Origin of the sequence: Pseudovibrio sp. M1P-2-3, assembly GCF_031501865.1 — a bacterium.
GTDB classification, from domain to species: Bacteria; Pseudomonadota; Alphaproteobacteria; order Rhizobiales; family Stappiaceae; genus Pseudovibrio; species Pseudovibrio corallicola.
In genome coordinates, this window is record NZ_JARRCW010000001.1 from 4,033,503 (window position 1) to 4,049,968 (window position 16,466).

13 protein-coding genes are annotated in these 16,466 nt (G+C 46.8%); 10 read left to right on the forward strand and 3 right to left on the reverse strand.

All coding sequences use genetic code 11. The features are described from left to right. Positions 1 to 32 precede the first annotated feature (32 nt). Both pip and P6574_RS17695 read left to right on the forward strand, forming a co-directional pair. Positions 33 to 1,001 (forward strand): prolyl aminopeptidase, encoded by a 969-nt coding sequence (gene pip, locus P6574_RS17690; protein ID WP_310621564.1) that lies wholly within the window; start codon positions 33 to 35, stop codon positions 999 to 1,001. Positions 1,002 to 1,250: 249 nt separating this feature from the next. After that, entirely contained in the window at positions 1,251 to 2,042 is a 792-nt protein-coding gene (locus tag P6574_RS17695) for a hypothetical protein (protein ID WP_310621565.1), read from the forward strand. Between the two features lie 112 nt (positions 2,043 to 2,154). Here P6574_RS17695 and P6574_RS17700 read toward each other — a convergent pair whose 3' ends face one another. After that, positions 2,155 to 2,676, reverse strand: a complete 522-nt coding sequence (locus P6574_RS17700; protein WP_310621566.1) for a GNAT family N-acetyltransferase — start codon at positions 2,674 to 2,676, stop codon at positions 2,155 to 2,157. A gap of 418 nt (positions 2,677 to 3,094) precedes the next feature. Between P6574_RS17700 and P6574_RS17705 the strand changes: the two genes are divergently transcribed. Next, positions 3,095 to 3,697, forward strand: a complete 603-nt coding sequence (locus tag P6574_RS17705; RefSeq protein WP_310621567.1) for a DUF4339 domain-containing protein — start codon at positions 3,095 to 3,097, stop codon at positions 3,695 to 3,697. On the opposite strand, the gene P6574_RS17710 is transcribed toward P6574_RS17705, so the two are convergent. Then, positions 3,694 to 4,164, reverse strand: a complete 471-nt coding sequence (locus P6574_RS17710) for an Lrp/AsnC family transcriptional regulator (RefSeq protein WP_310621568.1) — start codon at positions 4,162 to 4,164, stop codon at positions 3,694 to 3,696. The genes P6574_RS17705 and P6574_RS17710 overlap by 4 nt on opposite strands. A 121-nt stretch (positions 4,165 to 4,285) precedes the next feature. Here P6574_RS17710 and rocF point away from each other — a divergent pair, with 121 nt between their 5' ends. Beyond that, entirely contained in the window at positions 4,286 to 5,224 is a 939-nt protein-coding gene (gene rocF, locus P6574_RS17715; RefSeq protein ID WP_310621569.1) for an arginase, read from the forward strand. Positions 5,225 to 5,239: 15 nt separating this feature from the next. Next, positions 5,240 to 6,277: an ornithine cyclodeaminase gene (locus P6574_RS17720; RefSeq protein ID WP_310621570.1), complete on the forward strand. Its 1,038-nt coding sequence runs from the start codon at positions 5,240 to 5,242 to the stop codon at positions 6,275 to 6,277. Positions 6,278 to 6,385: 108 nt separating this feature from the next. Here P6574_RS17720 and P6574_RS17725 read toward each other — a convergent pair whose 3' ends face one another. After that, a complete protein-coding gene (locus P6574_RS17725) occupies positions 6,386 to 7,072 on the reverse strand; it encodes an MBL fold metallo-hydrolase (protein WP_310621571.1) in 687 nt (228 codons plus the stop codon). A gap of 731 nt (positions 7,073 to 7,803) precedes the next feature. On the opposite strand from P6574_RS17725, the gene P6574_RS17730 reads away from it, so the two are divergent. The 5 genes from P6574_RS17730 to P6574_RS17750 all read left to right on the forward strand — a co-directional run bounded on the left by P6574_RS17730 (position 7,804) and on the right by P6574_RS17750 (position 16,358). Continuing rightward, entirely contained in the window at positions 7,804 to 9,234 is a 1,431-nt protein-coding gene (locus P6574_RS17730) for a glycosyltransferase (protein WP_310621572.1), read from the forward strand. Positions 9,235 to 9,359: 125 nt separating this feature from the next. Further along, positions 9,360 to 12,836, forward strand: a complete 3,477-nt coding sequence (locus P6574_RS17735) for an NfrA family protein (protein WP_310621573.1) — start codon at positions 9,360 to 9,362, stop codon at positions 12,834 to 12,836. Beyond that, positions 12,787 to 13,848: a DUF4434 domain-containing protein gene (locus P6574_RS17740; protein WP_310621574.1), complete on the forward strand. Its 1,062-nt coding sequence runs from the start codon at positions 12,787 to 12,789 to the stop codon at positions 13,846 to 13,848. Before P6574_RS17735 ends, P6574_RS17740 begins: the two co-directional genes overlap by 50 nt. An 8-nt stretch (positions 13,849 to 13,856) precedes the next feature. Beyond that, positions 13,857 to 14,984, forward strand: coding sequence for a non-hydrolyzing UDP-N-acetylglucosamine 2-epimerase (wecB, locus tag P6574_RS17745; RefSeq protein WP_310621575.1), 1,128 nt, complete (start codon positions 13,857 to 13,859; stop codon positions 14,982 to 14,984). Between the two features lie 234 nt (positions 14,985 to 15,218). Next, positions 15,219 to 16,358, forward strand: a complete 1,140-nt coding sequence (locus P6574_RS17750; protein WP_310621576.1) for an alpha-hydroxy acid oxidase — start codon at positions 15,219 to 15,221, stop codon at positions 16,356 to 16,358. Positions 16,359 to 16,466: the final 108 nt, after the last annotated feature.

Consider the following 16,466-nt stretch of genomic DNA (forward strand, 5'->3'; position numbering starts at 1 on the left):
ATCACGAGGCACAGGCGAAAAGGCCAATCACGATGAGCACAGAAAAACTTTACCCTGAAATAGAGCCATTCGAGACTGGCCTGCTTGAAGTGGAAGACGGGCATAAAGTTTACTATGAGCGTTGCGGTAGGAAAGGCGGGAAACCAGTGGTATTCTTGCACGGTGGCCCCGGTGGCGGCATAACACCAATTTACCGCCGTTTCTTTAACCCACAGCATTACGAAGTGGTTCTGTTTGACCAACGTGGCTGTGGTCGGTCCACTCCTCATGCTTGTTTGGAGGCCAACACCACTTGGCATCTGGTGGAAGATATGGAACGCCTGCGCAAGCTAATCGGAGCGGAAAAGTGGCAAGTATTCGGTGGGTCATGGGGCTCTACCCTAGCTCTTGCCTATTCGCAAAAATACCCTGAGCATGTAAGTGAGCTGATTGTGCGCGGTGTCTATACTCTGACAAAAGCAGAACTTGACTGGTACTACCAATTTGGCGTTTCACAGATGTTTCCAGACAGATGGGAAAAGTTCGTTGCACCCATACCCAAGGCTGAGCGGGGCAATATGATTGCGGCATACAGAAAAATTCTGACCGGAGAGGATGAAACAGCAAAACTCAACGCTGCAACAGCATGGTCCAGCTGGGAAGCTGCCACTATCACCCTGCTACCGGATGAAACCTTAATTAGTGAGTTCAGTACTCATCACTATGCGCTGGCTTTTGCCCGCATAGAAAACCACTTTTTCTATAACAACGCATGGCTGGAAGAAGGACAGCTCCTGCGTGATGCTCATAAGCTTCGCGGCATCCCCGGCGCCATCGTTCATGGCCGTTATGATATGCCCTGCCCTGCCCATTACGCATATGAGCTGCACAAAGCTTGGCCTGATGCACATTTCCATCTGATTGAAGGTGCTGGGCATGCTTTCTCAGAAGCCGGAATACTGGAAAAGTTAGTGGAGGCAACTGACCGGTTTGCACAAAGCGACAATACAATAAACGGATAGTTTACGATTCGCGAGAATTAGGAACTGTAGAAACTTTTCCAATGCTACTCAGGGGAAGGCGGAATATCTTCCGCTGAGTAGTATTGGATTAGAGCAAACTAAGACAAAGTATTTCGCTCCAGCCCTACGCAACTCTCGATAATTAATTCACTAAGTTGCACGACAGAAGGGAACATGTTTATCATGCGCCCGAGTCGCCAAGACCATAATCATCACCCTCGTTTAAGTAACAGGATGGATACCGAATTCATGCGCTTAACATTTTCGAATAAAGCCTTTGGCAAAGGCCTCTTTTCTCGCACCGTTAAAACTGCAATCTGTGCTCTGACACTCGCTGCTACCGCGCCTGCAATTGCGCAAGCCGAATCTCCTTTCCATACAGGTGTATGGCAGGTTAACACTGAAAGTGGACCTCAGGGTCTTGTTGCCAGTGACTGGCTTATCTTCGAAAATGGTTTGCCAAAGCGTTGGCTCTACCGTCACTCCGGTGGTAACGACGCCAACCAGTTTGACTTCTTCACCCGTACACTGGGAGAAGAGAAGTTTTCTCCTTTGAGCCTGCGGGTTTACCGCACTGGGCCAAATGAAATGCAATACACCATCAAGGAAAAAGGTAAGGAACAGATCGAGATGCCTGCAAAGCGTCTCTCTATTGCCAACTTCAAGAAATCATGCCTTTCAGTTGAAAACAAAGGGGAGCGTCTTTTGGGTAAATGGACCGGAACTGTTGCGTCCTCCTTTAACTACATGAGTTTGTCACGTGAACTTTTGACTATCGATGGTAAAGAGCGTGAGATCAGCGTTGAGCCAGTACGCGTAGGTCGCCTTGCTATTATGGAAAACGGTAAGCCTCTCGCATTCCTTACAGATGCAGGTGGCGATTATGCAGTTGTTCAGTGGTTCAAGAGCAACATCAGTGCTGACACTGTTCGTGATCCTGCCAAAGAAATCATGAGTTTCAAGGCTGAAGAGGTTGTACGCAATCCGAACGGTGACTGTGACCGTCAGATCAAGTACCGCTTGGAAACTATGTACCGCTAACAAGCGCTCCTCATTCCAAAAAACCGGGTCTGCAAATGGTCCGGTTTTTTATCTCTTGATAACATCATAGCCACAAGTTTCTTTCAGACAAACTATGGCATACCCAGCCCCGCTAAATCTTTAAATACATTAGGGTAGTACTATCTAAACGGGCCCCTTCCACCGACTGGGCATAGTCGGGTATAATACCTGCAACTTGAAATCCAAGAGAAGCATACAACGGCTCTGCTGCGTCACCGCTACGAGTATCCAATGTAATCAAAGACTTTGCTTCGATTGCCGCCTCTTCCAATAAAGCTTCCATCAACTTACGGGCAATGCCTTTGCGTCTGTATGATGGGTGCACCAGCAGTTTAGCAACTTCACAGCGGTGTTTCTGATTTGGCATCATATGAAGAGTAAGCAAGACACATCCAACAACTTTATCGCTCACCTTAGCTATAAACAAAATAACGCGACCAGATTCGATAAGCGGAAAGACATCCTGCTCCCAAAACTCTGCGGCTTTTTCCTCTGAGAAAGGGGAGACAAACCCTACACTTGCACCAGTCATAACTGTCTGAAAAAGTACTTCACTCAAACTTGGTAGGTACTGATTTATGTGTCCAGGTAGGCTTTTCTCAATAACAATCACTAGCTTCTCCAAGTACGAAATATCCTTCAGGTATATAACTCTAATGCATCAACAGGCAAAAGATAGGCATTGCAATTACCGCACCAACGTAAGCCCGCTTCACATACATAAATTGGGAAGAAGCCCTTCAGAGTGTCAATATCACTCTAGTAAAGAGTTTGAATTTTCATAGGTCTAGAAATTTCAATTAAATATTTAGTATTTTAATAAAAATGTTTTGGTATTTAGACTTGTACTTCGACGGATAAAACCTTAGGTTTCCGCGAAAATGGGCATGATTCCGAACATTCCAAACAATATGGTACCGAGAGACTACCTAAAGTATCCACTCGTGCCATATATGGTTCTCACTGTTCAGTTTCACAACTGGCAGTGCAGCTAGAATGCGAGGAATTGGCAGGAACTAAGGGGTAGCCGAATGCTGTACGGCGCGCGCGAGCGGCAGTGGTTTTATAAAATCGGGAAAAAAACGCTGGGTCCAGTGGATGATAAAGAAATCACCTCTCAGATTTCTCAGGGGAAAATTTTGCCAAAAACCAAAGTGTGGCATCCCGACCTTGGCCCAGTGTGGAAACGTGCAAGCGAAATTCCTGACTTGAAAGGCTACATCGAAACCGCAACCCCAACTTTTGATAAGCCCAAAGAGGCGGAACCGGTTTTTATCATCAGTAATACTGTTGTTTGGCTCATGGTCATAACTCCGTTGTTATGCGCTGCTATTACTTTGCTGGTGGGATCTGCTGTTAATCCAGCTCTCCCGGAGTTCAACAGCGTCCTATTACCTATGAATTATCTCCTGTCTTTGCCATTCATCTCCGCGCTATTTTACCGTCTAGACAGAAAGGCCCTACGGAACGTTTTCGAAAAGTCTGTTCCGCTGGGATATCTCACCTTCTGCCTGATTCCCCCTATCTTCTTTTTATTGCGTGCACGGGTTGATGCTGCACAAAGCCCTATGGTTCCGTTCCTATCCCTGCTATTTTACCCAGCACCTTTAGTCTTGTTTTTGCTGATGAATTAGTCCCCAATAGACAATTCCCCCCTTCTGGACGCAGAAATATGCCGGGAACTTCGCTTGGTGGATAATAGTAAATTTGTCTCACTGGATGTAATCCCATCAACCTTACGAATACGATTGAGAACTTCATCCAGTTCCAACAAAGTTTGAGTACCCAGTTCCAATATGAGATCCCAGTTTCCATTCGTTGTATGAAGGGCAGAGACTTCCGGCATGGCACCTAGTTGTGCAACAATGCGTTCCGCCCCCTTGCCTTCAATTTTAATGGACATGATTCCTCGGACCGGGAGCTCAAAGGCATCCGAGCTCAGTACAACTGTATAGCCAAGGATTTCCCCACGATCACTCAGCTTTTCCATGCGAGTACGTACGGTTGCTCGAGACAGCTTCAACTCTAGAGCTATATCCGATATACCCGCACGCGCATTCCTACGTAGTATCCCTATTAATTTACGATCAATTTCATCCATAGTGGTCAATATGCCTTATCATTATGGCTTGTATACCCTTCACTTTGCACAGGTTGCTATCTTCATACTGCCAGCAATCCAAGGATAATGTTCTTAACCGACACTTTTTTGGAAATTAAGAATGACAAAGTCCGTCGTGCTAATAGGCACCCCGGTCCAAACTGGAACGCATCAGCCCGGTTGTATTATGGGCCCTGACGCGCTTAGAACAGCAGGCCTTGAACAGGCCTTGCGTGATCTGGGGCACTCAGTGGAAGATCATGGTAACATGGAGATCCCCTCTGTTGCTCCTGTTTCTCATATGAATGAGAATATTCACCACCTTAGCGAAACATGCCAATGGACAAAGGCCATCCAACAAAAAGCGCTTGAAGTAATGCGCGCTGGAAAGGTGCCGATTTTCCTTGGAGGAGATCATTCGATCGCAGCTGGAAGTGTTTCCGGTATTACAGCTGCTGCGCATGAAGCTGATCAGGAACAATTTGTCCTTTGGCTTGATGCCCACCCTGACTTCCATGTTCTCTCCTCTACGGAAAGTGGAAATCTTCATGGAACTCCAGTTGCCTACTACACCAGTCAGGAAGGTTTTGAAGACTATTTTCCGCCGCTACCTGCCAAAGTAAATCCTCAGAACATTTGTATGATGGGGCTACGCTCAGTTGATGGAGCTGAGCGAATTCGATTGGCAGAACAGAAAGTCAGCGCATACGACATGCGTGCTCTGGATGAGAATGGCGTAGCAAAACCCCTCAAAGCCTTTTTGGATCGTGTAAAGGAAGCCAATGGCCGCTTGCACGTTAGCTTCGATGTAGACTTTTTGGAACCGGATATCGCACCCGCAGTCGGAACCACAGTCCCAGGGGGGGCAACCTTCCGTGAGGCGCATCTCATCATGGAAATGCTCCATGATAGTAAGCTGGTAACATCTTTGGATCTCGTAGAACTCAATCCGTTCCTTGATGAGCGGGGTAGAACCGCAACGCTCATGGTTGATCTAGCGGCCAGCCTATTTGGCAAAAATGTTCTCGACCGCCCGAACCGTCCCTATGCAAATTGGTAAGCGAGAAAAATAAGAATGGTAAAATTCGTTAGCGTCAGCACTATCCTTGATGTTGTTCGCAGGAAAGGCGTAGAAAACTTTATTGCCGAGCTTGCCGACTATGTTGAAGACGACTTCCGCCGTTGGGAGCAGTTTGACAAGACACCTCGTGTGGCCAGTCACTCCAAAATCGGTGTGATAGAATTAATGCCCACCAGTGATGGAGACTTGTACTCGTTCAAATATGTAAACGGTCATCCATCCAACACAAACAAAGGCCTGCAAACGGTAACCGCCTTTGGCCTACTTTCAGAAGTAGAAACGGGCTACCCCTTCTTCCTTTCGGAAATGACAGTTCTAACTGCACTGCGCACTGCGGCAACATCAGTTGTTGCAGCCAAACACCTTGCCCCTCAAAACTCCAAGGTTTTGGCGATGATTGGCAATGGAGCACAATCAGAGTTTCAAGCCTTGGGCTTCAAGCAGGTATTGGGCATTAAAACCATCCGTCTTTACGATATTGATCCAGAAGCAACCGCCAAAACAGTTCACAACCTTCAAGGAAAAGGATTGGAGCTTGTAGTTTGCCAGTCTGCAGAAGAGGCTGTTACAGGCGCAGATATCATCACAACGTGTACTGCAGACAAGCAATATGCCACTATTCTTTCCGACAATATGGTTGGAACTGGAATTCATATCAATGCTATAGGTGGGGACTGCCCGGGAAAAACAGAGCTGCATAAAGACATTCTTCTCAAGTCCCGTATTTTTGTTGAATACCCAGAGCAAACACGCGTTGAAGGTGAAATTCAACAGTTGCCTGTAGATTATCCGGTAACGGAGCTTTGGCAAGTGATCACCGGCCAAGTTGAAGGCCGAACCAACAAAGATCAGGTAACCCTCTTTGACTCTGTCGGTTTTGCGACTGAGGACTTTTCTGCACTGCGTTACCTTTATGATCAAGTCACGCAGACCGGACAATTTGAAGAGCTGGATATGGTCGCAGATCCTGCGGATCCACGGAACCTTTTCGGTCTACTTAACCTCTCAAAGAGCGTAGACACAGCCGCGTAAATCAGACACCAAATCACATGTGTCGGTACAGGCTGCCACATAAAAATATGAACCTGATATGAAGGAGCTTCTATCAGGTTCATTTCTCAGATAAAACATGTCGTCAGTCTACTTGTCATGCTCGGACAGAAAATTCCTTGCGATCTCTTTAAGCCTCTCTCCTCCAAAGCTGGCGAAATGCCCCCCGTGGACCGTCTGGACTTCCATATCCAATAGCAGTTTCATACTCGAAATATATGCCTGCATATCAGAGTGATAGAGATCAGAAATCAACGGACCATCATAAATGACATCACCTGAAATGAGAGTTCGCGAAGCTTCTTCATAAAGTGCAATTCCTCCAGGTGAGTGCCCAGGAGTATGAATTACAAAGAACTGCCGGTCTCCAAGGTCAATCACGTCTGCATCTTTCAAAAGGCGCGTAGCTGCAGCAGGCTTTACCGCATACTCGGTAGACCGATAAGGACGCGGTGGCAAACTATCAAAAATATCATCGCTTACGAAAGGTTCAGCTAAAGTATTCCCACGGGTCGGATGCGCTAGAATATGGGCCTCAGCCTCATGAACCCAACGTTCCTCAAATTCACGATGATTTCCTATGTGATCAAAGTGAGTGTGACTAGCAACGGCAATGACATCTTTTTCATTGACCAATGGAACATGCTCACGAAGACTGACCACTCCCATCCCACTATCGACCAGCATATCCCGATCGCATCCTCTGACGTGCCAAATATTGCATCTATAAAATGGCTGAATATATAGCTCATCAATAAGAGTAATATCATCACTCATTAAAGTCGTTCTATACCATTTGTCAGAGTTTACCCGAAACTTCATTGGCATCTCCTTTGGAGCTCCCCCCACTCAGAACACTATCTAATCATAGGAATGGTCCTTTGACACTCATGCCTATCTCAGCCCCTACATTCTTATAATCAAATGAAAACCGAGAGTGATCTCCTCTCAAGCTCGGGCACCTCCCAGCGACAATTTCGTGGCAACAAGTCCCCGGTTTTTTTACCAACTATAAGAAGCCCGCTACACTTTACGGCTCAACCAAAACCTCTTTAAAATAAATGATATTCCTCTTTGAGAGGGGCTTGAAACAAAAAAACCACTAATGCGATTTCCGGAACTCTTGTTCCCCTAGCGCTTCAAACCGGCTGGTTCCTTAACTTTGCAATTCATGAAAAACTGCAAACCTCCGCAAATCGTAGCCGGATATATAGATGATATGCCGGACCCCATCTGCTGCCCCGCTCAAAACCGTACTTAGAGAGAGCAGACTAACCCAAATATGTTCGAATCTATCAAAGTGGATAGCGCAAGCTCCCGCCTACTTGCAATGCATACTTCAATTAGCTCTGCCCGTTTAAGTATTAATAGTACGCAAAAGAAACAAGCAACAAATTAGTACTTTCCGAAGCACTTGCAATCACTACTAATACCGAAGAGCAACATACGCAGATAATCCAATAATATCATATACCTAAAATTGGTATTCATACCGAGGATACCCCTTCATGCTGGTAACAGACTACTTTGTAATTGCGTTCCTTGTTACTCAGGCACTTTTTTTGCTTGCTGCCTACATCTTTGCATTCTCAGGAGTTGATGATCTATTTGTTGATATTTTCTACTATATTAGGTGTGCTGGAACTATCGGTCCTTGGGCAAATATCAATGAAATGGATCTATTAAAAAAGCTTGGAACCCCTGAAGAGCTACCAATGGCAATCATGATACCGGCATGGGATGAAGCCGATATCATTCGCCCATCTGTCTCCAGAATCATCAATGTCCTTACGTATTCAGAGTATGACATTTTTATTGGCGTCTACCCAAATGATTTAGAAACGCAAAGTGAAGTCGAGCATTTACGCTTGAAGCATAAAAACGTCCATAGGGTCATCACATCCTCATCCGGCCCAACATGCAAAGCGGACTGCCTGAACGACATTGTCTCTCATATTTTTGACTATGAGAAGAAAACTGGAAAGCTATACCACGGGTTTATAATGCAGGATGCGGAAGATATCATCCAGCCCAACTGCCTGCACCTTTTTAATGCTGCCTTAACAAAATACGATGCTGTTCAGCTGCCCGTTTTATCTCTGCCTCGCACAAACAAAAGCCCAACAGCTGGCCATTACATGGATGAGTTTGCTGAGTATCACTCAAAAGAGGTTCTCGTTCGTAGTATCATTACAGGCACAGTTGCCGGTGCGGGGGTTGGTACAGGATATTCGAGACGTACTCTGGAAAAAGCAGTAGAAATACAAGGTAGCACATTTAACGTCGGGACCCTCACAGAAGACTACGACTTGGCAATGCGCTTGCACCGTCAAAAAGTGAACCACACGTTTCTATGGGTAAAGTCAAAAGAAACCAGTGACTACAGCCCATTTCATGTCACTCAAGAATTTTTTCCCAGTGACCTGTGGCAGAGCATACGACAAAAAACGCGATGGACCATCGGCATCGGCTTTCAAGGGTGGCAGCAATTGGGCTGGAAAGGCAATTTAGCCGACAAGTACTTTTTCTGGCGCGACCGCAAAATGATTTTCTTCAGCCATGCGATTTTTGTCGGTTATCTGGCTATGTTCCTCTATGGAGCCCTGTGGCTCTATCATATCCTGTTCCCTTTTGGCTATCAGATCCCAGCACTTCTGGACGAAAATAGTCCGTTCTGGATCATTATCTGGTTTAATATCTTTTTGTTTTTTCACCGCTTAATTCAACGCCATATTTGGACGGGCTACCACTATGGATGGAAATACCTGCCGCCTGTAACCTACCGCTACATACTCTCAATTATTATCAATTACGTGGCTATGTGCAGAGCTACGATCACCTGGCTTAAGCATCGCATAAATAAGAAAGTCATTGGTTGGGATAAAACCGCCCACGACTTCCCTGATGAATACAATGATCAAGGTCGGGCAAAACTTTAATGAAACACGGCTTGTATTTGTACATCCTGCTCATCTTGTACTTACCTATAAGCCCTAGTCTCGCGAATGAACCTACTAAGACCGCCCCTCAGCAATATACGAGTGATTACCTTAGCTCCTATTACATGGACGAGCTCAAAAAGTTCCAGCAAAACAGATCTCTGATTGGTAGTTTGTGGCGATATTACCGCTCTTACCCGCTTCTGGACCTCGCATATCGCTACATAAAAGAGAAACGATATACTGAAGCTGAAAGCGAGCTGATAAAAGTACTCAGTGTTGAAGACAATTTTCTAATTGCGCGGTGGCAACTCGTACTCCTTTACATAAATACAAATGACATTGAAAATGCGCACCAGCAAATAATGGCACTGCTGGTACAGGCACCCCAATTCAGTATTGGCTATGTCGCCCTTGGAAATATTCAGCAGGCCAGATCCGAGTATCATCAGGCTGCCGAAAGTTATCTTGAGGCATTACAGACCGGAAATTTGCTTCCACAGGACTTTCATGGGACAACCGAAAAACTCCTGACTGCAGCCTTATTGATGAAAAACCCCCAACACGCTTTGACGCTCATACAAAACCTCCCAAGCAATACAAAGTGGAGTGATAAAGACAAGCTAATCAGGGCGGAAATTTTCAAAAATGCTGATGATCTGGAGGCTGCACATCAGGAATGGCTTGAACTGCAGAAACTATCCACCTCCCCCGAAACCAAACGTACAGCCTTACTCAGAGATGCCATAGCCAGCAGTCAGGCTGGAGACAATCAATATGCCTTTGACATCCTCCACAACGCACACAAGCAGGGCCTCTTCTCTGGTGAGGATGTGCAGACTTCCGACCTTCGTACTTTTCAAAGACTTCATGTTGCAACTGCTCTCAGCTCCGGAAACCTTGACGGCCTTATGGAAGACCTGCAACAGCAGGACAAACAATACCTCTCAGTCGCAAACAGGGTTCGTCTCGCCTATGCACTGGCCAAAGTGGGGCAGAGCCTTGAGGGCGTACAAGTTCTCCTGAACTCTCAGAACCAGATGCTGGCGATGAGGGATATTCCAACGGCACACGCAGAGAACTACTATCTGGCTCTTATCGACACCGCCCTCAAGGCAGGAGATGATGGTCTGGCCCTTGATGCTGCCCGAAGCCTCGTAAAGCTTGACCCGGGACCAGACACCGCACTGCTACTTTGCCGAATTGCCTTAAATAATGATTGGGAAGATACCGCAATTCTTCCCCTTATACGCGTATGGTCACAAACAGGTCGTACAAACAGGCAGAAAAGGCCTGCAAAGTGGAGTGTCATTCTACAACAAATGGCGGATCTGGCCATTAAGGCCCACGACTTTTCTTTTGCAAAAATTGTTCTTCAAGAAGCAAATGATCTCGTTCCAAGCGCACAGACACAAGCAAAGCTGGGAAGTGTGCTCCTTTCCCTTGGACAGACGGAGGCCGCGCTGCAGATCCTTCTCAAGTCATATAAGGAGGCACCCCCACTCAGCCCCGCAAGTCATCAATGGCATCGCGAACTTCAGTTAAATCTCGTTAAGGCCTATAGCATAACCGGGAATCCAGAGGCTGCATGGACCCATGCGAAAGAGCTATGGTCTGAAAACAAGGACCCTAGAGATATTGTCCCTATTTTCATTGCTCTCAAAACAACTGATACAACCAACAGTAACCAAATGTTATGGCTGACGCTTGTCGGGACCACCGGCAAACCGTCCTTATCCAAGGCAGGTTATGTCTTGCAGATCGCCCGCATAATGAAAAGCTCGGGTGAGAACGCCAATGCGTTTATGACCTATGAGCTTGCAAATAAAATCTGGTCCATACCAGAAGCAAGCCTCGAGACGGCATATCTGGCCTTGGATCTGGGCAACGGATATGAGGCACTTAAGCTCTCCAACAATCTTCAAGGGTTGAGTGCCTACAAGAGTGCCGTTGAGGCCATTCAATGTGAGGCATATGCTGTTATCGGCAATAAGCAAGCTGCATTGAAATGTACCTTGAAGCGAGCAAATGAAGACCCCAGTTCCTACCATTTACAGGCATTGGCTGCCTCTTTAGCTAAGGAAACCCACAATACGGTCCTAGCATTGGAATATTATAGGCGCGCCTTTGCCTTAAAACCGACAGGATCACTTGCCCGTGAAATTGGTTTTATCCATGAACAAAAACAAGAGCTTGGGGAGGCAATCCTCTGGTACCGGCGCGCATTCATTAATTTCAAGGATCAAGTCTCAGGCCTCCAGCTGGCTTTTATTTACATCAATAAAAGCAAGTGGCTGGAAGCTCAAAGTTACCTTAAGTCCATTCAGGTAACTGACTTATCCTCCCCTCAAAAAAGTTCTTATTTTGAAGCACGTGCTCGGTTAATCTTAAAACTCAGAGCAAATGACCCGGACCAGTCCGCAGTACTGGCTGCGGCACTTGCGGATATGAAGCGCTCCAGAGACATTTTTTCGCGGCAAAGTAACCGGTTTTCAGTCGTAAACCTCATGTATTTGCAAGGTGATCTGGATCAAGCTGAAGCTGAGTATGAGCAACTCCCAAAGAGCGACTACCACAACCCGGAGGTTTTGAACCTAGGAGGGTTTATAGCCAAATCCCGCTCAGATTTGCCCAATGCTATTACTAGGTTCAAAACATCTCTAACCATCGACCCCGACCAACCATTAATTACAGAGAACCTCGCCTATACCTATTTGGAGGCAGCAGATAACCCCAATGCCGCCAAGCTCTTCAGACAAAGATTGTCGGAACTGCCCCGAAACCCAACGGACCCGTCTGTGGAAGAGAAACGGGAACGCTTCCAAAGACAGCTAAGAATATTGGAGATACCATTTTCATTTGTGGCGAACTCCGGCCTTAGCCCCTCCCGGCAAAATGAGTTCAGCTCTGGGGAGGCTTTTGCAATCCCCAGCAGTAGTCCTTTCGGTTCGGTTGAGCTATCATGGAGACCACCGATCATCGGCTTCCGAGATGGAAGGGTTTTTGAAGTTTTTGGGAGAACGCAATGGGCAAACCGGCGAGGAAGTTTCAAGCCCGACCCTAATTCCGTTCAAGGTATTGTCGGCATTCGGTATAAACCTCTTCAAAAGCAAAACCTGAAGTTTGGAATGGAGCGGTTTATGAAGGTGGGTGACCTTACAGAGAATAACTGGCTCATGCACGCCATGTGGTCCTACACTCAGGGCCATGATTTTTTGCCGCTTGTCGATCCGGAAACCCAGGAAATTATTAGTGGCCTCCCATATGTTAATGTGTATCTGGAGCTTGGGAAGTTTTTGCAAAATGAACGGGCAGCCCTGTTCTATGGAGACGGAAGGCTTGGTTATACTTTTCGCCTGAACCGTAATAATTTACTGTCAATTTTTGCCTACTCTATTGCTAACGGCAGCTGGACCTCACAAGACACAGGCTTTGCAGCGGAAGCAGGTGCTGGCTTTAGCTACAAGCTAAGGGGTTTGGAAAACACCTACTATGGCGACCTACTAAATTTGGAGATTTATGGACGTTTTGGCCACGAGGTCTATACGAAAAATGGCGACCGAAACGATAGAATTCTGGTGGGCGTTACGACCACGTTTTAAGATAGGTGTCATAACTCTTATCTCTCTTGCGTTCTTTCTTTCCTCTTGCCTCTCCGCAAAAGAAGACCCCGAACCTCCACGGTGTTTCAAAGTAGAATACAGCTTCATACAGCCATGGGGAGATCATTATTCGGATAGCTATGAGCAATGGGTCAACGAGTTCGAACAACACAAGAACTTTGGAATTGACCAAATCGTTCTTCAATGGACCTTGTGGGGCACTCAAATTCACTCCTCCCCACCGACACCGCAGTGGTTTCCAACGGCCTTGCGTGCAGCCAAAAAAACAGGCGTGAAGTTATGGGTCGGACTTCATTATGACCCGCAGTTCATCATAAAATTGAAAGGCAACAGGGTCAGAACCTATCTGGCGCAAAGATCACGGGAAAGCACTGCCCTTGCCAAAGCCCTGATTTCACAGATGGAGGCCCTTGCCTTTCCTGCCGACAACTTCGCAGGGTGGTACCTGTCTGACGAAGTTGATAGCAAGCTTCTTACCAACGATTTTTATTACCTTTTTCTCTCTCAGTATTTTTTGGAGGTCAGACAGAACCTACAAATACTTAGAGGTGTCCCCGTTGCTGTTTCCGCTTATACCGGAGGGAATGGAGATAAGCAGAACCTCGCCTTCCTTTGGAACCAGTTTATGACGGCCACTGGTATCAATGTTCTTTTCAACCAAGATGGCGTGGGGGCAAAACTTCAAACCCTCTCACAAGCTGGGGACTACAATCTATTATTGAGCAACTACGCGACTAAATACGGCTGGAACATTATTCCAGTGGTTGAGCTGTTCAATATTAAAAAAAGTTCCAATCAGTTTCAGACTGTAAGTGCGTCCCCCCGGCAGGTCATTGAACGTATGAATGAAGTTGAACAAAACCGTGATAATCCAGTAGCTGTCTTTTCTCTATCAAGTCATGTTCTTCAGTCAAAGTCTCCATACAAGGCTCAGCTAGAAGATTTGTTTAAAGACAATACAATAATATGCCATGATCAACTTCCAATGTAGGATGAAAGATGCAGCAGGAGGTATCAAGTAACAGCCATCAGGTACTTTGCCTCATAGGAACACGGCCAGAAGCCATCAAAATGGCACCTGTGGTGCTCGCTCTCGACCAGCATCCGAAGTTCTCGCCGAAAATTGTTCTCTCTGGTCAGCACTCCAATCTCACCAAAGATGCTCTGCACCTGTTTGGGCTGGTGAACTACATTCAGTTAAATCCCCATCTTCAAAACCACAGCCTCGCAACGCAAGCTGCCACCTACCTTCAAGCAACCAGCACAGCCATCGAGCAGCTTGAGCCCGGATATATGCTTGTTCACGGAGACACCACAACGGGTTTGGCCGGTGCGCTTGCAGCTTTTTATGCCCGTATTAAAGTCGCTCATGTGGAAGCGGGCCTGCGAAGTGGCGACCTTGACAACCCATTTCCCGAGGAAGCGAACCGCCTACTCATTGACCGCCTGTGCGACAAACTCTTTGCCCCGACACATCACTCAGCCTCCTTACTTCTTCGCGAAGGTGTCTCCTCCGATAAAATCATCGTCACCGGCAATACCGTGGTTGATGCGCTTCGGTTGATATCAAGCAATTTGGAAGCGGCACATTTTCTGCCGCAACTCAAAGGCCAACTTCCAAAAAACCGTCCGTTTATTCTTGTCACAACCCATCGCAGGGAAAACTGGGGTAGGCCGATGCATCAGATTTGCAAGGCCATCAAGGAGCTCCTCCTTGAAAACCCTTCCTACTTTGTTGTGCTGCCCGTCCACCCCAACCCGAATGTTCAGCAAGTCATTCTACCGGAACTTACAAATGTCGACCGGGTCATATTGACCGAACCGCTGGACTATACGGCCTTGATTGCGCTACAAAAGGACGCGGATTTTATTATGACTGATAGTGGTGGCCTGCAGGAAGAAGCCCCTACTTTTTCAACTCCGGTTCTGGTCCTGCGACATACGACAGAAAGACCGGAGGCTATAGAAGCAGGGTGCTCACGCCTTGTTGGTGTCAACACCGAGGCAATCAAAGCCGGGGCTCAGGAAACAATAGATAAGAAAAATAAAGACCAGACAATGGTAAACCCCTTCGGTGATGGGCATGCGGCAGAGCGGATCGTTCGTACTATCGCCCAATCCATCTAGCGGGCATGATGAATGAACCTGTCACTGCTAAGCACCCTGACAGCAGGCTCATATCTGGTCAGAGCAAGAATTCGCTCAAAGTAAATAAGTTAGAATACAAAGTGTGAATGCTAGTGAACGCAATGTGCTCTAAAGGTGATAGTCAGGTTCGATTTCTAGTGGTTCATAAAAGCACTGGTTGTACACTTGGGGCACGCTTTCAATAAACATCATTTCAGGGAGTTTCTTGTATCCATGCTTCTCAATATCGATGATTTTAAGAAGAAAGCCCGCAAACGTGTCCCAAAACTGTTTTTCGAATATGCAGATTCCGGATCTTGGACACAAAGCACCTACCGGGAAAATGAAGCTGACTTTGAAAAATTGAAGTTCGTGCCACGGGTTCTGGTCGACATGGCAAACAGAACTCTTGAAACAAACATAATTGGCCAGAAGTTTTCTATGCCCGTTGGTTTGGCTCCAGTCGGCATGACAGGCATGCAGCATGCAGATGGAGAAATCCTTGCCGCGCAAGCTGCAGAAGAATTTGGCATACCTTTCACTCTCTCCACGATGAGTATTTGCTCCCTTGAAGCCGTTGCCGAAAAAACGTCAAGGCCATTCTGGTTCCAACTCTATGTGATGCGTGACCGCAAGTTTGTGGAAGCGCTTATCGAGAGGGCCAAAGCAGTCAATTGCTCCGCACTGGTGCTCACACTGGATTTACAAATCCTCGGCCAAAGACATAAGGACATTCGTAATGGTCTGTCTGCGCCCCCGAAATTCAATATGAAACATATCTGGCAGGTGGGTTCACGCCCGCTTTGGTGCCTGCAAATGCTAGCGACAAAAAATCGTAGTTTCGGCAATATCATAGGACATGCAACTGGTATTTCCGATATGTCGTCGCTCTCGTCATGGACCACACAACAGTTTGATCCTAGCCTCAGCTGGGAGGATGTTACGTGGATAAAGAAACGATGGGGTGGTCCACTCATCCTGAAGGGGATCATGGACAAGGGCGACGCGCTGAAGGCTGCCAAAACCGGAGCAGATGCCATCATTGTTTCAAATCATGGAGGACGCCAACTTGATGGAGCCCCTTCCTCTATTTCCGTGTTGCCGGAAATTGTTGACAGTGTTGGAAAACATATTGAAGTGCATCTGGACAGTGGAGTTCGCTCGGGGCAGGACATCTTGAGAGCAAAAGCTTTGGGTGCGACAGCCACTTATATCGGCCGGCCATATATTTATGGACTGGGGGTGGCGGGCAAAAAAGGCGTTACAAAAGTCCTCGAAATCCTGCGCAACGAACTTGATATCACTATGGCCCACTGCGGAAAACGGGATATTAATGAAGTCAATCGCTCCATTCTTTACGGGGGATCTTTGTAGGGTCCAGTTATTTAGCGGGCTGTGTCCGTCCACTCTTTTAAGGCGAACGGGTTCTAGCACCGCATGGAAACCATGCAGTGTTGGACTTGGTCTCGCAGGTAACGAGAG